16 protein-coding genes are annotated in these 18,284 nt (G+C 43.7%); 6 read left to right on the top strand and 10 right to left on the bottom strand.

Annotated features, from left to right (window positions below; genetic code table 11):
- Positions 1 to 129 precede the first annotated feature (129 nt).
- A complete protein-coding gene (locus H571_RS0111405) occupies positions 130 to 1,824 on the top strand; it encodes a FapA family protein (protein ID WP_027849422.1) in 1,695 nt (564 codons plus the stop codon).
- Between the two features lie 5 nt (positions 1,825 to 1,829).
- Here the strand turns inward: H571_RS0111405 and ung are convergent, their stop codons facing one another.
- From ung to H571_RS15020, 5 genes are read right to left on the bottom strand one after another with little or no spacing between them, the layout of a single operon-like run.
- The gene (gene ung / locus H571_RS0111400; protein WP_027849421.1) at positions 1,830 to 2,513 is read right to left on the bottom strand and encodes a uracil-DNA glycosylase; all 684 of its coding nucleotides are present in this window, start codon (positions 2,511 to 2,513) and stop codon (positions 1,830 to 1,832) included.
- Entirely contained in the window at positions 2,503 to 3,117 is a 615-nt protein-coding gene (locus tag H571_RS0111395) for a riboflavin synthase (RefSeq protein WP_027849420.1), read from the bottom strand. The genes ung and H571_RS0111395 overlap by 11 nt, the downstream gene beginning before the upstream one ends.
- Positions 3,118 to 3,121: 4 nt before the next feature.
- A complete protein-coding gene (locus H571_RS0111390; protein WP_027849419.1) occupies positions 3,122 to 3,700 on the bottom strand; it encodes a 2-hydroxychromene-2-carboxylate isomerase in 579 nt (192 codons plus the stop codon).
- Positions 3,701 to 3,746: 46 nt separating this feature from the next.
- A complete protein-coding gene (locus tag H571_RS15590; protein ID WP_051168303.1) occupies positions 3,747 to 4,229 on the bottom strand; it encodes a hypothetical protein in 483 nt (160 codons plus the stop codon).
- 17 nt (positions 4,230 to 4,246) lie between these two features.
- Positions 4,247 to 5,107, bottom strand: coding sequence for a TatD family hydrolase (locus H571_RS15020; RefSeq protein WP_051168302.1), 861 nt, complete (start codon positions 5,105 to 5,107; stop codon positions 4,247 to 4,249).
- A 145-nt stretch (positions 5,108 to 5,252) separates the two neighbouring features.
- On the opposite strand from H571_RS15020, the gene H571_RS0111375 reads away from it, so the two are divergent.
- From H571_RS0111375 to H571_RS0111365, 3 genes are all read left to right on the top strand, one after another.
- The gene (locus H571_RS0111375; RefSeq protein ID WP_027849418.1) at positions 5,253 to 6,197 is read left to right on the top strand and encodes a chemotaxis protein CheV; all 945 of its coding nucleotides are present in this window, start codon (positions 5,253 to 5,255) and stop codon (positions 6,195 to 6,197) included.
- A complete protein-coding gene (locus tag H571_RS0111370) occupies positions 6,194 to 8,116 on the top strand; it encodes an ATP-binding cassette domain-containing protein (protein ID WP_027849417.1) in 1,923 nt (640 codons plus the stop codon). The genes H571_RS0111375 and H571_RS0111370 overlap by 4 nt, the downstream gene beginning before the upstream one ends.
- An 84-nt stretch (positions 8,117 to 8,200) precedes the next feature.
- Positions 8,201 to 8,476 carry a hypothetical protein gene (locus H571_RS0111365; RefSeq protein ID WP_027849416.1) on the top strand — a complete coding sequence of 92 codons (276 nt, stop codon included), beginning with the start codon at positions 8,201 to 8,203 and terminating at the stop codon, positions 8,474 to 8,476.
- 77 nt (positions 8,477 to 8,553) lie between these two features.
- Here H571_RS0111365 and norR read toward each other — a convergent pair whose 3' ends face one another.
- A complete protein-coding gene (norR, locus tag H571_RS0111360) occupies positions 8,554 to 10,131 on the bottom strand; it encodes a nitric oxide reductase transcriptional regulator NorR (protein ID WP_245562347.1) in 1,578 nt (525 codons plus the stop codon).
- Positions 10,132 to 10,244: 113 nt separating this feature from the next.
- Between norR and H571_RS15585 the strand changes: the two genes are divergently transcribed.
- A complete protein-coding gene (locus H571_RS15585; protein WP_051168301.1) occupies positions 10,245 to 11,396 on the top strand; it encodes a methyl-accepting chemotaxis protein in 1,152 nt (383 codons plus the stop codon).
- Positions 11,397 to 11,536: 140 nt separating this feature from the next.
- Positions 11,537 to 13,792 carry a nitric-oxide reductase large subunit gene (locus H571_RS0111350; RefSeq protein WP_027849414.1) on the top strand — a complete coding sequence of 752 codons (2,256 nt, stop codon included), beginning with the start codon at positions 11,537 to 11,539 and terminating at the stop codon, positions 13,790 to 13,792.
- 78 nt (positions 13,793 to 13,870) lie between these two features.
- Here H571_RS0111350 and H571_RS0111345 read toward each other — a convergent pair whose 3' ends face one another.
- Genes H571_RS0111345 through H571_RS15010 form a run of 4 tightly spaced genes read right to left on the bottom strand, consistent with a single transcriptional unit; the run spans position 13,871 to position 18,258 of the window.
- Entirely contained in the window at positions 13,871 to 15,220 is a 1,350-nt protein-coding gene (locus H571_RS0111345; RefSeq protein ID WP_027849413.1) for a BatD family protein, read from the bottom strand.
- Complete coding sequence (locus tag H571_RS0111340) at positions 15,217 to 16,812, bottom strand: hypothetical protein (protein ID WP_027849412.1); 1,596 nt, start codon at positions 16,810 to 16,812, stop codon at positions 15,217 to 15,219. The genes H571_RS0111345 and H571_RS0111340 overlap by 4 nt, the downstream gene beginning before the upstream one ends.
- Positions 16,805 to 17,794: a vWA domain-containing protein gene (locus H571_RS0111335; RefSeq protein WP_027849411.1), complete on the bottom strand. Its 990-nt coding sequence runs from the start codon at positions 17,792 to 17,794 to the stop codon at positions 16,805 to 16,807. Before H571_RS0111335 ends, H571_RS0111340 begins: the two co-directional genes overlap by 8 nt.
- Complete coding sequence (locus tag H571_RS15010) at positions 17,773 to 18,258, bottom strand: DUF4381 domain-containing protein (protein WP_051168300.1); 486 nt, start codon at positions 18,256 to 18,258, stop codon at positions 17,773 to 17,775. Before H571_RS15010 ends, H571_RS0111335 begins: the two co-directional genes overlap by 22 nt.
- Positions 18,259 to 18,284 lie beyond the last annotated feature (26 nt).

Genomic DNA, 18,284 nt, shown 5'->3' with positions numbered 1-18,284 from the left:
TTCACAAAACCTTTTATCCGCAAGGATAGGAGAAGTTTCTTAAGCAGGTTAGTATATCCTTAACTTACTAGCAGTAAAAAACTATTATAAAAATACTAAAATCTAGTATCGCAGGCAAAAGGACACACAATGGTACCCTTATCAGACGAAGAGCTAATGTTAAGCACACCAACGCCAGAAGAGCTTGGGCTGACTTTCAGAGAAGAAGACGGTGACTTTTGGGTTACCTATCAACCTTCTGGTTTAGCCCTTCCTATAGAAGCAGAGCAATTTCCTCAGGTGATGCTACTTGCTGGCTATTCTGTTGATGAGCACCCCATAGATTCTGCAGCTTTAGCGACTCTTTTGGAAGCCATACGCCGTGGCCAAGGCACAGATATGCGCTTGGGCGGCCCGGTTAATGCCCGAGTAGAAGTTTATACCAGTGTTAATCAAATGTTAGCTGGTGTTGTAGTTTACCCAGCCCAAGGTCGTGGTAAAGACCTAACCCCTGAAACCCTAGACGCAGCACTTAAACATTCTAGAATTGTTCGCGGCTTACTAGATGAAAGCTTAGCCGAACTAACCGATCCAGCCACTCAGAAAAAACTTCGTTCCTCAGGCAAGCCCATGTGCATGATTGTTGCTTATGGTGAGTCAGCCTACGATGGTGACGATGCTTGGCTAGAAACCCTGCTCGACGAAATTGCAGACCGCCGCCCTCAAATGGATGAAGAAGGCAGTGTCGACTTTCTTGAGTTAGGTGATTTTCCTCACGTTGATGCAGATCAAGTTTTAGTCCGCCGTCACCCACCCACCGATGGTAAATCTGGCTGGACAGTAACGGGTAAAACCATAAAAGGTCGTAACGGTAAAGACCTTAACCTTAAAGCCGTTGATGACACAGTTAAGTTAGCGCCAGGCGATAATGACCTATTACTTTCTGCTGTTTCTGGTATGCCAGTTGTGCATGAAAAAGGTGCACACATTGAACAGATTCTTAAACTAGATGAAGTCGGCTTAAAAACAGGGCATATACGCTTTGATGGCAGCGTGCACATTAAAGGCAATGTTAATCCTGGCATGAAAGTTGAGGTTACAGGTGATGTAAAAGTGGGCGGACTAGTAGAAGCGGCTTACATTAAAGCAGGCGGCATGATTGAAGTTGGTGGTGGCGTTATAGGCCGCAAACGCTCTGAAAAAGAAGCCGAAGCCAAAGATGGTAAAGAAAAAATTGATGATGCCTACCTAGAAGCCGGCAGCATAGTTAAAGCACGTTTTATTCAAGAAGCAGAGGTAGTTGCAGGGCAAGAAGTGGTGGTACAAAAACAAATTCTGCATTCAAAAGTTAAAGCGGGCATTAAGGTACACCTACCTGGGCGTGGCGCTATTGTGGGTGGTGTTACTCAAGCACAGCAGCTTATTGATATTGCCGTCAGTGGTGCGCCAGCCAATATGCCAACCAAGTTAATTGTTGGCGATGCTTCAGAAATAAAAGCCCAATCCACGATTATTAATAACCAACTAAAGCAGCTAGAAATACAAAAACAGCAATTAAAAGAAATCGTTGCCAAAATCAAGAAAAACCGCAAACCCATTACTGAAGAGAAAAAACAGCAGATTCTTACCGCTCGCGACACCCTCAAGGTTAAAGAGGATCAAGCTTATGATGAGCTAAAGAAACTTGACGAGCAGCTGAAAGAGTTACAAACGGCTAGGGTGCAAATTCGTAAAACCTGTCACCCGGGCAGCCAAATAGAAATAGAAGAAGGTAGCTTCTCACCTCGCAATGACTTGGGTAAGGTCACCTTCTTCTTGCGTGATGGCGAAGTAAATATGCGCTAACTCAATTAACTGGCGGGTAACTGCCAGTTAATGGGTGCTTTGCCTTGTTTTGCTAACCAAGCATTGGCTTTTGAAAAGTGCTGGCAGTCAAAAAAACCACGGTAGGCAGACAAGGGTGAAGGATGAGGCGCGGTTAACACTAGGTGTTTATTGGCATCAATCAACGCCGCTTTTTTCTGAGCGTAACTCCCCCAGAGCATAAATACTACACCCCTAGTTTGCTCGTTAATAACGCTTATTGCCTTATCGGTAAACTGCTCCCAGCCTTTGCCTTGATGGGAATTAGCTTTTGCAGCTTCAACGGTTAACACTGCATTTAGCAATAAAACCCCCTGTTGCGCCCAAGCAAGTAAACAGCCGTGATTAGGCTGAATAATTCCTAAATCTTGTGCCTGAGCTTTATAAATATTTTGTAAGGAGGGGGGAACCTTGATACCCGGCAACACAGAAAAGCTTAAGCCATGCGCTTGTTTAGCACCGTGGTAAGGGTCTTGCCCTAACACCACCACCTTAACTTTAGCCAAGGGCGTTTGCACAAAAGCATTAAACCAATGGCTTGAATGCGGATAAATCACCTTACCCGCGGCTTTTTCTTGCTGTAAAAAAGCCTTTAACTGTTGCATGTAAGGCTGTTCAAATTCAGCAGCTAAATACTGCATCCAGTCATCTGGTAGAGGGTTATTGCTCACGAGCCGCCATCACTCTTTCTACAGTATCTACTATTACTTGGGTTTGCGGGTCTATCTCTAAGTTCACTTGCGTACCTTCAGGCATTGCACCAAAGGTGGTTGCGCGGCGTGTTTCAGGAATTAAATAGACACTAAAGCCATTTCCTTCTACCTCACCCACTGTAAGGCTACAGCCATTTAAACCAATATAACCCTTAGCAAAAATATACTTCATCCACTGTTCTGGCACGGTAAACTCTAAGCGCAGATTTTCTTCGTCTAACTCTTGGTGAGCAGTCAGGGTAACTTGGTCAATTACATGACCCGACATCAAATGGCCGCCTATTTCATCTTGAAAACGTGCTGCACGTTCAAAATTAACTAAATCGCCTGCTTCTAAAGCACCTAGGTTGGTTAAACGTAGGGTTTCTATCATGGCATCAAAATAAACGGCTTGTTCATCCCAATGGGTAATGGTTAAACAAACCCCATTAAGTGCCACGCTAGCACCCACCTGCATACCTTCCCTGGCAGCTGTGGGCAAATGCACACCGAAGGTGCTGAGGTTAGTTTTTCGTTCTAGGTGCTGCAACTTAGCTACACCCTGCACTATTCCGGTGAACATAGTTTTATCCTTTAGCGGCTAGTAAATCATCAGTTAAAACAGGGAGACGATCAGAACCAAAATACATCTGATCTTTCCAGAAGAAAATGGGTGCACCAAAGCCACCACGCTCTATCAACTCATCAGTAAAACCTTTTAAAGCGGCTCTTGCATCTTCTGAACCACCCAAGGCAGTCAATTCTTTACCTAGTACCTCTTCAGCAACTTCAAGAGGTGCAATATCACGACCTTCTCCCCAATACACCTGGTAAAGTGCTCGGGTCAAATCAGCTCTTTTTTCAGCAGGTAAAACAGCTAAAGCCGCTTGAACTAAGCGTGTATCAGTAGGGAAAACTTCTGGCTTTTTGTAATCCACTTTAAAATAGTTAGCTAAGCGGGGTAAATCTTGCTGAAACATGTGGTTAATTTTAGGCATATTGGCTAAAGGTGCACCATTGCCTAGCTTTTTAAATAAGCCACCTAAAGAAATAGGCTTCCAATTAACTTTAGCTCCAGTTTTTGCTTCTAGCTCTGCAATCTGTGTAGCGGCTAAAAAACTATAAGGGCTTACTAGGTCGTAATAAAAATCTACTTGTTCACTCATACTTTACTCCAATAACTACCAATAAAATTCATTAAAAAAACCGGCTTCATTCATCCGGCTGATCACCTGTTAATAACACATGTGTTTCTAATAAGGCACGAACCTGGTCTTCGGCTCGTTCAGGATCTAGCCCATGCAAATGAATGTTGTCCTGATAAATTTCCGACCACTCATCGGCATCAGCACACAAACCACTTGCTTCACTCAGCTCAAAACCAATTTCTTGTCCTGCTGAAGCGAATAACTTAAGTAACCAGCCTTCTTGCGGATGTATTAAGGATACATAATATACATCATCTAGCTGATCATAGAGCAATTCTCTTACTACCTCAGCGGCAGAATAAGCCTCTATACTTAAATCTAAATCTCTAACACTGGCTAAACTGGTGTCATCTTCTAGCCAGGCTTCATCGGGTTGAATAAGTGCCTGTTTAATACTGCCATCGGGTAAAGACCAAGCAATACTAACGGGAAAACTATCCTCTTCCGATGCAGCCGCCTCAACTGCCATAAAACTGGGTAAACTCATGGTTATTTTTTCTCCCGTTACTTTTGCTCTGGCTGGCTTTCTGGTAAAAGCAGCGCAGCAGGTAAATTAAATAGTTGCTGCGCATTAGCACTGGTGAATTCAGCAACCCTTTGTACAGGCAATTGATACAGATCTGCAACCTGCTGTAAGACCCAAGGCAAATAAGCGGGTTCATTGCGGTATTTTTTAGGTCTAGGTTTTAGGTTACGCGGCAATAACCAAGGTGAATCGGTTTCAATCATTAAACGATTTTGCGGAATAGAAGGGAGCAAAGGCCAAAGGTGAATTCCTCGCCGTTCATCACAAACCCAACCCGTAATACCAATATATAAATCCAAATCTAAATAACCAAATAAGGTGCTTTTTTCACCTGTAAAGCAATGCACCACAGCACCGCTGATTGAATCTCGCCAAGTGCGTAGTATTTCAAGCATTCTAACACCGGCATCACGTTCATGAATAAACAAGGGTTTACCTGTTTCGGCAGCCAGTCCTAATTGTTCTTCAAAAGCTTTTTGCTGCTGAGCAGGGGTTGAAAAGTTGCGATTAAAATCTAAGCCCGTTTCCCCCACTGCTACACAAGCAGGCTCGGCAAGTAAACCACGCAAGGTATCTGCTGAGTTTTTAGTCCATTCAGACGCTTGGTGTGGATGTATTCCAGCAGTCGAGCACAATAAGTTAGGGTGTTCCTTTGCTAATTTAAGTGAGCTTTCTGAAATAGCTAAATCTGTACCGGTTAACAGCATTCCAGTAACGCCAGCCAACTGAGCACGAAGCAAAACCTCATCTAAATCTTCAGCAAAGGCAGGGTCAAAAAAATTAACACCTATATCGACTAAAGGAAAAACCGCTTCAGAGAAAGGAAGTTTAACTTGCAAATGTTTTACCCTTTTAGTGAAAAACCTAGATTAAAGGCTGCTCAAACTACCTAGAAAGCTAGTCAATTAACAAAATATTCACTAGTATGTTAGTAGTTTTTTAGCCAAGACAGTAATGATACTACATGAAACGAGGATAGAGCCCATGGGTGGGGTATTAGCCAGTGTTGATTCAAGAACTCGCTTAGTTGGAGCAAACCGCCTTGAACTACTAATGTTCAAGCTGCATTCCAATCAGCTTTTTGCCATCAATGTGTTTAAAGTACAGGAGGTACTACGTCTTCCAAAACTCACTAATTTGCCAGGCCATCACCCCCACGTTGTGGGTGTTGCTCATTTACGCGGCCAAACAGTGCCCGTAATTAACCTAGCGCAAGCCGTGGGTATGCCTCCACTTGTGCCTAAGCCTGAAAGCAACCTCATAGTGACAGAGTACAACTCGTCTATTCAAGCTTTCTTAGTTGGCGGGGTCGATCGTATTATCAACCTTAACTGGGAAGATATTATGCCACCACCGCGTACCACGGGCCGTCAGCATTACTTAACTGCCATTACACGTTTAGATGATAAAATTATTGAAATCATCGACGTAGAAAAAGTACTGGCTGAAATTAACCCCTACACCATCGCTTTAGACCCTTCACAGCTAGAAGAAGGCATTTTAGCTGCGGCTAAAGATATGGAAGTATTAATGGTTGATGACTCGCCTACGGCTATTTCACAAGTTAAACAAACCCTGATGCCTATAGGTATTACCGTACACACCGCCACCAATGGTAAAGAAGGCTTAGCCATGCTTAAGGGTTGGGCCGATGCTGGTGAAGACGTACCTAAAAAACTGTTAATGCTCATTACCGATGCTGAAATGCCTGAAATGGATGGCTACAGTTTAACCAGTGCTGTTCGTGAAGACCCTCGCCTCAAAGACTTATTTGTTGTGTTACATACATCTATGTCGGGCAACTTCAACAAGGCAATGGTTGAAAAAGTGGGTTGTGATGATTTCCTTTCTAAATTCCAGCCTAAGTTGCTGGCCGAGCTGGTTGAAAACCGCGTTCGTATTAAAGCAGGTCTACCCGAAACTACATGACACTTCTGCGTTTTGAAAATATGCACCTGGCCTATGGCCACACTCCCTTATTAAATGATGCCGGTCTCACCCTTGAAGAGGGTGAGCGGGTTGCTATTCTAGGCCGTAACGGTGCTGGAAAATCTTCGCTTATGAAAATTGTTTCTGGTGAAGTTCAACCCGATGGTGGCAGCCTATGGCGCAAGCCAGGCTTAAAAATTGGTGTTCTGCCTCAGGTATTACCTGCCGCTGATGAGCGAAAAGTTTTTGATGTTGTTGCTCTTGGTTTAGCTGAAGCCGCTAGCCTGTTGGCTGAGTTCGACCAAATCACTCAGATGCCACCCGATCAAGTTGATCTAAAGCGCATGGATGAATTACAACATCAACTCGATGCTTGTAACGGTTGGGCATTAACCCAAAATGTTGAACAACTGCTTAAACGCTTACACCTAGATGGTGCTAGCAAAATGTCAGAGCTTTCTGGTGGTTGGCGTCGCCGCGTTGCCTTAGCACAAGCTTTGGTGAGTGAGCCAGATTTACTCCTGCTCGATGAACCAACTAACCACCTAGACATAGAAACTATTCAGTGGTTAGAAGAGCAAATTAAAAGCTTCCCCGGCGCTGTCTTGCTAATTACCCACGACCGGGCATTTATGCAAAACATTGCTACTCGTATGCTAGAGCTAGATTTGGGTGAGATTATTAGCTGGGAAGGCCGCTACCTAGAATTCCTAGACTTTAAAGCCCACCAGCTAGAAGTTGAAGCCCGCCACCAAGCCGCCTTTGATAAAAAGCTAGCCCAAGAAGAAGTTTGGATACGCCAAGGCATTAAAGCCCGCCGTACTCGTAACGAAGGCCGTGTTCGTGCCTTGCAAGACTTGCGCAAACAGCGTTCAGAGCGTTTACAACGCCAAGGTAAGGCAGATATTCAACTAGAAACTGCCGACCAGTCAGGCAAGCTAGTAGCCGAGCTAACCAATGCCAGCTTCAGTTATGAAGGCAAACCCATTCTAAAGAATGTTACTACCCGTGTTCAACGTGGCGATAAAATTGGTTTGTTGGGTCGTAATGGGGCAGGTAAAACCACCCTGCTTAAAATGCTTTTAGGTGACCTTCAGCCCCAGTCAGGCGAAGTTAAAATTGGCACTAAAATTGAAGTTGCCTATTTTGATCAGCTACGTGGTCAGCTAGACCCAGAAAAAACCGTTTTAGACAACCTAGCCGAAGGCCGTACCAGCATTACTATTAATGGCCGTGACAAACACGTTATTGGTTACTTGCAAGACTTTTTATTCTCACCAGAGCGAGCGCGTCAACCTGTTCGTGCTTTATCAGGCGGTGAACAAAACCGTTTACTTCTAGCTAAGTTATTTGCCAAGCCAGCTAACCTTTTGGTAATGGATGAGCCAACCAACGACCTAGACTTAGAAACGCTAGAGCTACTAGAAGAACTGCTACTTAACTTTGATGGCACTCTGCTATTAGTAAGCCATGACCGTGCTTTCTTAGACAGCGTGGTTACTAGCATTCTTGCTTTTGAAGGTGAAGGTAAAGTAAAAGAATACATAGGTGGCTATGAAGACTGGTTACGCCAAGGCGGTAAATTTCCAGATTTAGTCTCGCCGGGCAGTTTAAAAACTTCGGGTAAGGCAGCTTCTAATACACCAACAGCTGAACAAGCTAAACCTGCTGAAACACCTAAAAAGCCAGCCAAAAAACTGAGCTATAAGTTACAGCGTGAACTAGAATTGCTTCCAAGTGAAATTGAGCAGCTAGAAAAAGCAATAGCTAGCCAAGAAGGTAAGGTTGGTGATCCTGACTTCTACCAATCTGCTGCTGATGTTATTACTAAAGAACTTAAAAAGTTGGAAGATTTACAACACCAGCTAGAAGCAAAAATTGAACGTTGGGCAGAGTTAGAAGCAGAAACTGAGGCCTAGTAGCTGCTTTACTTAACCCGCTAAAAATTATTAACATTTAAGGCTAGGCACTAGGCTGCCTATTACCGATTAAGGAGTCTGTTCATGAGCAGTTCATCTGAAATATCTAAGGCACGCGCCCTTACCGAACTACGCCAGTTTCTAAAAAAGCTGCTATTAGAACCTGGCACTTTAGAAAAAACATTAGAAATTGCCCAGCGTCACTATGGTGACCATAAAATGATGGATAAAGTAGCAGACGAGATTACCTCTGAAACACTAATCAAAATTCCTGAAGACCCAGCTGAGCGTACCGAAGCTGATAAACTGTTTTTAGAATTACTGAAAGAAGTGATCGAAGAAAGCAAAGCACTTTACTAAACCTAGTGCGCCTTTAAAAAAGCTTTAATCGGTGGGTAGTTAGCTGCCCACCTAGTTAAACCCGTTAGTTAAAACCATTATTTTAGTTGTAAACGCTTGGCTAGTTTATGCAGGTTGCTTGAATCCACCTCTAGCTGCTTAGCCGCTAAAGACCAGTTCCCTTCTGTCCTTTCTAACGCCTGTTGTATTGCTTGCCTTTGACATAAATCGACCTGGCTTTTTAAAGGCAGCGGGCTAGCTTCTGCTTGCAAACTATTACCTTCTAAAACCTTGGTCATAGCCGGGCGGGCTAAGTCTAATTCTTCAGGCTCTAGCGAAACCCAATCATTGGCAGCCGTTTGTCGTGCCAAGGTTTTAAGCGCAGCTCGACTAATCACATGCTCTAACTCACGCACATTACCCGGCCAAGGATACTGCAATAAGGCATATTCAGCCGCTGCAGAAAGGCGCAAACAACGTAAGCCCAAACGACTACGGTTCAACTCTAAAAAATGCCCAGCGAGTAATAAAATATCATCTGGGCGTTCTCTTAAGGGCGGAATAGGGACAGGATAAACAGATAAACGGTGGTATAAATCAGCTCGAAAAGCACCATTTTTTATGCCTTCCTGCAAATGCCGATTAGTGGCTGCTACTATACGCACATCAACTTTTTTAGTGGCATCAGAACCTAAGCGCTGTATTTCACCACTTTGCAATACACGCAATAACTTAGCCTGAACGCTTAAAGGCAACTCGCCAACTTCATCTAAAAACAAAGTACCACCATCTGCTGCTTCAAAACGCCCTGGGCGATCTTGTGTAGCACCTGAAAAAGCACCTTTCACATGACCAAAGAGTTCACTTTCCGCTAAGGATTCAGGCAAGGCCGCACAGTTAATATGCAGCATAGGCTTGCTGCTACGCTGAGAATGTTGGTGGATAAAACGCGCAAACAACTCTTTACCTACGCCTGTTTCACCTAAGAGTAAAAGTGGTAAATCAGACTGCGCCACTAACTTTAGTTCATGCAGTAGCTGAGTAATGGCTTCACTCTGGGCAATAATCTCTGAGCTTTCTGAAACAAGCGGCAAACCTCGTGCTTCTAAAGAAAGACTCCGCCAACCTAAACGTTCTTGTTCTAGTTGCGTTACCCGTATAAAAGTTTCTGCTAACAAGGCATAGCGTTTCAATACTAAAGCGGACTCACAAGTAAAGGTTCCTGCATTTAAGGAATCTAAGGTTAAAGCACCCCACAAAACCCCTTCTACATAAAGACTTACACCCATGCAATCATGCACAGGTAAAGGCTCGCCCACCAAAGCATCTAACAGGCCATCGTAAGGGTCAGGCACCTGACTGTTTGGGTCAAAAATAATCGGTTCACGGCTAGCAAGAATGGTTGTTAAACGCGGGTGTTCAGCCACCTTAAAACGACGACCCAAGGCTTCTTTAACCAACCCCTCTAAAGCAATAGGGCGCAACTGTTCTGCTTCCTTTTTTAGCAAAACCACCGCACCACAGTTAAAAATTTCTTTTAGAGCATAAACCAAGCGTTGAAAACGTATCGCTGGTGTTAAATCGGTTGTTAGGTCGGCTAACAGCAGTGCATCAATCATGGCAAAAAAACCTTTAAGGGTAATAAAAACCCAGTTCAACTGGGTAAATAAAACCATAACAGATCTACAAGCTAACACCAACCCTTGTAACTAGCGGGTTAGAAATCTTGGCTTAATACTTGCACTAACTAATCAGTTATTTTATTTATTATTTTCTTAAAGGCTTAGCTATGAAAAACTCAGCTATATCACAAACTAAAGTTTCTTTTTTCTCCCGCTGGAACAAACCCACCCAAGCGTTAACCGAGCGTTTAGAAAGGCTAGAACAAGAAAACCTAGCCTTGCAGCAAGAAAAAGAACAACTACAAAAGCAACTTCAGCTAGCGACCACCAAGCTACAAAAAGAGAAAAAACACAGCGAGCTACAAGCGGGTATAGCCGTACACTGGCAAAGCTTTGCTTTATCTTTGGAAGGCATTATTAATTCATTTGAATACCTTAATAACCTAGTGGCTAAAAACAGCAATAAAGCACAAGCTATGCATGATATAACCTTAATTCATAACCAAGAATCCACGCTACTTGCCCAACAGTTAAGTAACCTGAAAGACAATATTCAAGATACTGAAATAACCCTAACCGAACTAACTCAGCAGGTAGAAAAAATAGATGGCATTTCTAATCAAATACAAGGCATAGCTGAACAAACCAATCTTTTATCACTGAATGCAGCCATAGAAGCCGCCCGTGCAGGCGCTAGTGGTCGTGGCTTTGCCGTGGTAGCAGATGAGGTAAGGCACTTAGCGCTTGATACTCATAGTGCAACCATCGCTATCAATGCATTGGTTAAAAACATTAAAACAACTAGCCGCTCTACTCAGCAAAAAATGCAAGACCAAACGCAGCAAGTAGGTAAATTAAAAACTGCATTTAATGCTAGCCAACTACAAGTCATTGATCTTGGCAAATCAGCTTTAGACTTATCAATGTCCAGTGCTTTAGCTGCCACTCTAGCCGATGTGGAACTAGCAAACCTAGATGAAATCAATGTTCGTTTAACCATTTATCGTGCGCTACTAGGTCAAATTCATCTAGCAGCCAACCAAGTACCCGATGATTCTACCTGCCGCTTAGGACGCTGGTATAAAGAAGGTGCTAGCAAAGGAATACAGCAAGAAGATGACTTTAAAGCCATGGCTGAACCCCATGCCCAAGTACATGAATTTGCACAGCAAACACTTTTAGCGGGTGAACAGGGTGATTACACCCAAGCACTTATTAAGTTGCAGCAGATGGAAGATGCCAATGCCAAAGTTAACCTGCATCTGAATCGAATATTAGCCAACCTTCGTAGCAACAAGCTAGGTCATTTAAACCCTTAGGGTAACTAGAACCCTTTAACTCTAGGTAATTACTACCCAACAAGCTATTTAAAGGTCAATTTATCAATTAAATATAAATTGGCAAGCTTATTGCTTCACTCTTTATGGGATAAAAAACAACAACCCATCAGGAGCTACACATGGCGAACTATAAAAAACTTTGGTGGTCGCTGATTAGCATTCTTATGCTAACTTTTGCCTTGCTTGGCTATTTTGGTACAGAAATTTACCGCCAAGCACCACCCATACCAGCAGAAGTTGTCACCACTTCAGGTGAACTACTGATGACTGAAGAAACCATTCTTAATGGACAAACCGCTTGGCAATCAGTAGGCGGTATGCAACTCGGCTCTATTTGGGGGCATGGTGCTTACCAAGCACCTGACTGGACAGCCGACTGGCTGCACCGTGAATTAGAACACTGGTTAGAGTTAACTGCTCAAGCAGAATACGGCCAAAGCTTTGCTTCACTTAGTCGGGCTGAAAAAAATGGCTTAGAGTTTGCGCTAAAAGAAGAATACCGCTACAACCGTTATAACCCTAGCAGCAAGCAACTTATCGTTAGTGCTACCCGTGCCGAAGCAATAGCGCTAACCGCCGACTATTACCAGCGCCTATTTGGTGATGACCCTGAGTTTAATGAAACTCGCGGTAATTTTGCCATGAAGAACAATACCTTACCTTCACAACTAAGACGCGAAGAGATGACTCAGTTCTTCTTTTGGACAGCTTGGGCAGCAGCAACCAACCGCCCTGATAAAGAAGTGACCTACACTAACAACTGGCCACATGAACCTTTGATTGATAACCGCCCTACGGCTGAAAACCTAGTTTGGTCTTTAATCAGTATTATTCTTTTGGTTGCAGGCGTTGGTGGTTTAGTTTGGGGCTGGGCTTTCTTACGTAAAAAAGATGAAGTTGAGCCTAAAGCGCCAGCACAAGACCCTTTATCTTTAGTGAAGCTAACACCTTCTCAAAAGTCTTTGGGTAAATACATTTTTGTAGTTGTTGCTTTGTTTAGCTTACAGGTTTTCTTGGGTGGTTTTACTGCCCACTATACTATTGAAGGCCAAGGCTTTTACGGCATCAATACCTCTGATTGGCTTCCCTACTCCCTGGTTAGAACTTGGCACTTGCAAGCCGCTATGTTCTGGATAGCCACCGCCTTTTTAGCTGCCGGTTTATTCTTAGCGCCCATTATTAATGGTGGTAAAGACCCACGCTTTCAAAAGCTGGGTGTCGATCTACTCTTCTGGGCTTTAGTTTTAGTTACTGCCGGTACTTTTATTGGTAACTGGCTAGCCATAGCCCATTTAATACCCCAAGAGCTAAGTTTCTGGTTTGGTCATCAAGGTTATGAATACCTAGACCTAGGCCGCTTCTGGCAGATTCTTAAGTTTGTCGGCATTCTGTTGTGGCTAGTGCTTATGCTGCGCGGCATGACACCTGCTTTAAAAGGTGAAGGTGATAAAAACCTCCTCGCCCTCTTTACTGCTTCGGTTGTTGCAGTAGGTTTGTTCTATGGTGCGGGTTTCTTTTATGGCGAGCGTACCAACCTTTCCATTATGGAATATTGGCGCTGGTGGGTAGTTCACCTTTGGGTAGAAGGTTTCTTTGAAGTCTTTGCCACGGTTTCCTTGTCGGTTATTTTCTATAACCTAGGATTAGTAACCCGTACCACGGCAACCGCTGCTAGCCTAGTTGCTGCTTCGCTCTTTCTAGTGGGTGGTGTACCTGGAACTTTCCACCACCTTTATTTCTCTGGAACCACCACGCCTGTAATGGCAGTGGGTGCTACTTTTAGCGCTTTAGAAGTTGTGCCGCTTATTGTCTTAGGTTATGAAGCTTGGAGTAACTGGCGATTACAGCATTCTGCACCCTGGATGCAGCGTTTAAAGTGGCCGCTTATGTTTTTTGTCGCTGTCGCTTTTTGGAATATGTTAGGGGCTGGTGTACTCGGCTTTATGATTAACCCACCCATAGCGCTTTATTATATTCAGGGGCTAAACACCACACCAACGCATGCTCATGCCGCCTTGTTTGGTGTCTATGGCTTCTTAGCATTGGGCTTCTGCCTATTAATTTTGCGCTATATCAGACCTAACTTGCACTTCAATGAGAAGCTAATGAGCACGGCTTTTTGGTGGCTGAATATAGGTTTAGTGCTCATGCTGTTTACTAGCCTATTACCGATTGGCTTAATTCAGTTCTATGCCAGTGCTACAGAAGGGCTTTGGTATGCACGTAGTGAAGCCTTTATGCAGCAAGACTTTTTGCATCTGCTACGCTGGATAAGAACGATTGGTGATGTGGTATTTATTGTTGGTGCATTAGCAGTTAGTTGGCAAGTATTTCATGGTGTTTTCATCCACAAACCTAGCAAGCAAGCGCAGTAAAAAAACTAGGTTAGTCGAACTAAGGAAGGTGTTGAGCGATCTCATGCTTTATGAGGTCGCTCTTTTTTTATTAAAAATTTAAAGCTGAGGGTTTAAAGGCGGCAAGTCTAAACTTTTAGGCTGTTTTTTTAGCCACCCTAAGCAAGCAACAATAATCGCTAAAGAACCCAAAATTATTAACAACCAACCGAACCACCCCTTGTCTGTTTGAGTCTCTATTTTTTTATTACTAGGCTCAGTTAAGGTTGTATCTGCCTTGTTAAGAGTCGGTGGGTTTAAATTGCCCCTAGGTAAAACAGTTAGCTGACCTAAGTTTACTTGGCTTTTTGCTGCTTTATCTTGCCTTACATCCCACCAATGCAGGGTTAAATTGGGTAGTTTTAAATCACCTGCCTTTTTAGGGTAGAACAACAAGCGTTGTTTTAACTGTCCCACCAGAAGCCCATCCACAATTTTATCAGCCAATTCTTCTGTTAGGGGTTCTATACGCCAGTTTTCAGATGTCAAAGCTTTAAACTGTGGCAGGTTACGTGCTTGCTGACCAACAACATCTAAATGAATGGTTAATTCTAAAGGCTCATCCTGTTTAACCTGCCTAGGGTGAGGTAAAAAAGCAGCTTCTAGGTTTACGCCCAAAGCGGGCAACCAAGGCTGTTCAGCAGGCCAGCTAGTAGGAATGGGGCGCACCTTAACCTTTAACTCTGATGTTTGGGTTTCATATAGCTGCCCTGTTGATTGCCCTGTAAAAACTAAGCGGCTAGAAAAAAAACGCGGTGCAATAACCACTTCTGTTTCATGCAGCTGAAGCAACTCCTGCCAACGTGCTTCTTGCACCTTAACCCCACGATGATTAAACCCCTGCTCTCGTCCTTCCCCTAGCTGCCTTGCCGTTGCACCTTTAACTTCAAGAGGGCTAAGCCGTGGTTCAATAGGAAAACCTTGATAACGAATTAATAATTCATACACCAGTGTTTGACCAATATAAGCATCACTAAAATCAATCTGCTGCTGCATTTGCAAAGGCTGACTTAAAGGCTGCTTGGTTGGCAGTGTTTTTTTTCTGGCTGCTTCAATGCTCACTCGTAAAGGTTGAGAGCTTCTGCCATTAACTTTTAGGGGTTCTAGTTGCAAACGCCGACTAATACTGTCGGCTTGCTGGTGCTGTAAAACTAAAGACCAGCGGTGCATGTAATCACCTCTTGGCCTAGCTTCAACCTGATGCATTTGATCAACCAGTTTAAAATGCGTTTGCCAGCTTACCGGTAGCTCTATAACAGGCGCATTTACTTGGCTGCTTGGGGCTTCAACCAAAATTTCTAACTGCTCGCCAGCTATAAGTTTAGATTGCCCTAACGTTAATAACACGGCTTGGGCTGGGTTGGTTGCTAACAGCAAGCAGCAACAAGAAAGTAAGTAAAATAACCTCATGGGCGCTGTTCTCTTAGTTCGCTTTTAAAACGGTGTTTTAATAAGCGCCAAGGGTCTTCTTGTAATTGTTGAAGCTGTTTTTCTTGGGTGGCATCCAAGGGCGGGCAATCAATACAGCTTGAATTTTCTTTTGGCTGCCAGTCTTGTTCTTTTTCTTGCGCTTCATTCGTTGCTTCTTCTGGCTCACTGGCTGCTGATTCCTGGCTAACAGAAGCACATTTTTTTAATAAGCTTTGTTCCGTTGGTGTAGCTTGCTTAGCTAACTGAGCCTTGGCTAGTTCACGATTAAAACAACTTTCTGGCCAGTCTGGGTGCAAGTCTTTAGCCTGTTTAAAATCATCTAATGCCAATTTTGGCTGCCCTGCTAACAACCAAGCCGTACCTCTGTTATATAAATCTTCAGCTTGGCGTTTTTTATCTTGGGTTAGGTTCTCTGCCTGCCATAGGGTAAATAACTCTGCTGCCTTGGCATAGTTGCCCAGCAAAAACTCAGCATGAGCTTTTAAGTCGGTTCGTTTAGCTAACTTTTGTGCTTGTTCAGCCTCACCCGCTTTAAGGGCTTGCCAAGCTTGATAGTCTAAATTTTGCCAGCCAGCGGCTTGCAAGGGTTGATGGCTGGTTAAACCTACAAAAAACACCAGCAACCCTAGGCTTGTTTTAAAAGGCAATTTGACTCTAGGCTGTTCAAAATACTGCCAAAGTAAAAGTAATAAGGCAGCTAATAAAGGCCAGTGGCTTAATTCCTGAAAAAATCGGATTCCTTGCTGGTTTTCTTCAGCTAGGCTTGCGGCTGAACGATTAAATTGTTGAAAATTACTGGCTAGTTGTTCAGGGTGCAGCAACTTAATACCTAAATCAGCAAAAACTGCTTGTTGTTTGGTTATTTCTACAGGGTTAGCCGCTAACCAAACTAAGTATAAATTAGCCTTAGGTGGCTTAATTTGTATTAGTTGTTCTCTCATTGCTTTATTGGGCAGTTGATCCGTTAACCACAACCAATCTAAGCGCCCTTGTTTGTCTTGCTTAGCTAGCTTGCCTAAATTAGCAGCCAAGCGAAAAGCAGCAAGGGGTTGATGACCACCCAAGGGCATAACAGAAGGATGAGAGAGGCTTAATAACTGCCTTAAAGTATTAGTGTCATCTGTCATAGGGCTAACTAAATGTGCACTGCCTGCATAATAAATTAAAGCGGTTTTTCCCTGTTTACGGGCATTTAATAAAGGAATTAAAGTACGCTGACTAGCCTCTAACTGCTGCTGCGGAAGTGTGTTGCCACGTATTGGCGGTGAAAGGTACTGAATAATCACCAATTCCTGCTGCTCATTAGGGAGTTGGTCGGCTTTTAAAACATAACCTACACCCGCTAAAGCTAGGGTAAATAAAAGGGTTAACAGGCCTAGCACCCAAGTGCGTTTAATCAGGGCAGGCTTACTAGTAGCCGCTTCATCATTGGTTAGTAAGCGTTTTGCTAATTCAGGTGGTAAAATATATTCCCAGCTTGCCTCTTGCTTAGCACGCAAAACTTCTTTTAATACCCAATAAATAACGGGTGCTGCCAAAAGCAACCAAGGTCTAGCTAGAAAATCACTCATTGCTTGACCTAAGGCTTAAAGATTTGGCTTTAGCTATAACATTCTGCAAAGGCTGGATTTGGCTAGCGGCTAACATAAGTGCTAGTAGCAGAGGAATAAAGGCTAAAGAAAGGGATGGGCGCAGATAACGCACTTGTGTTTGTGGTTCTAGCTGATGAATTTTTTCATAAACCCTAGCCAGTTCTTCTTGCGAATAAGCACTAAATACTTCACCACCCGTTTGCTTAATAGCATTAGAAAGCTGGGGTTCTAGTTCTTGGTCAACCACCACTAGATGCGTAGGAATAGCCGCAGCAGTTGCCATAGCTAAGGCTTCTTCAGGCTTAAGTTGCCCTGCATTATTTGCACCATCGGTTAAGAGCAACATGGCTGGCTGACCTAAAGCTGAGCGTAAGTTTTGTACGCCTACCCCTAAAGCATCACCTATGGCCGTGCCTGAACCGGCCATACCCGGCTGTAAGCTTTGTAACTGTTGAGTAAGTAAATTATGGTCGAGTGTTCTAGGCACATAAAGGTAGGCTTCACCACCAAACACAACCAAACCAATATGATCTCTAGGACGCTGTTGAATAAAACCTCTTACTACTTCTTTAACCTGATCTAAGCGGGTTCTACCCTGCATTAACTCTTTCATGCTGCCAGAAATATCCACTAACAAAAGCAGTTGTCGACTTTTATAAGTAACTTCTATTTCTGCCTGCTGCCATTCAGGGCGCATTAAAGCTAAAACCAATAAACACCATAACCCACCCCGCCAACCTAGCTGGGCGAGAAAACTGGGTTTAATTGAAGTTGAAGGTGCTGTTGCAGGTAAAAGCGGGCTAGCTAGGTGAGGTAATTTAAGCGCACCTTTAGCAGCCGTTGAATTAGAACTAAAAAAAACGCTGGGCAGTTTTTTTAGCAGCCTAGCAACCAGCCAAGGCAGAGGTAATAAAACCACTGCCCAAGGCCAGACAAGGCTTAGGTTTGTCGGCGTATCCATGCACGAACCAGTTTTTGCAGGCGTTCAACTTCAAAGCTTTCTGGCTGTGCTTTGTAAGCACCCCAAGCAAGAATTTTACCGCTACCTTCCATAAAGCCTGGATCATCGCCTCGTTTACGACCACGGCTCCAATCTAAAAATTCTAACCAGTCTTCACCCGTTAAAGCGGCAACCTTAGCGCGACTAAAATTACGTACCGCTATTCGCCTAAGCAAGAGGTTTACTTCGTATAAATAACGCGCTGCATCTTGGCTTTGCTGGTATCTAGCTTGAATCGCTTCTAATTCAGCATAAGCATAACGCCTAACATGGGTGCGACGGTACCAGCGAATAAAAACCACCAGTAGCACTAGTGCTGCCAAACCACCGACCAACCACCAAACCCAAGGTGCAGGTGGCCAAGCATCAGCGGCTGAAGGCGGCATTAAAGGTTTAACTAATTGTTTAAGTTCTTCAAGATTCATAGGTGGTTTCTATTACTATCCCTAAA

The sequence above is a fragment of the Marinospirillum minutulum DSM 6287 genome (assembly GCF_000422325.1).
Lineage (GTDB): Bacteria > Pseudomonadota > Gammaproteobacteria > Pseudomonadales > Halomonadaceae > Marinospirillum > Marinospirillum minutulum.
This window is presented reverse-complemented; position numbering and strand designations above follow the sequence as displayed.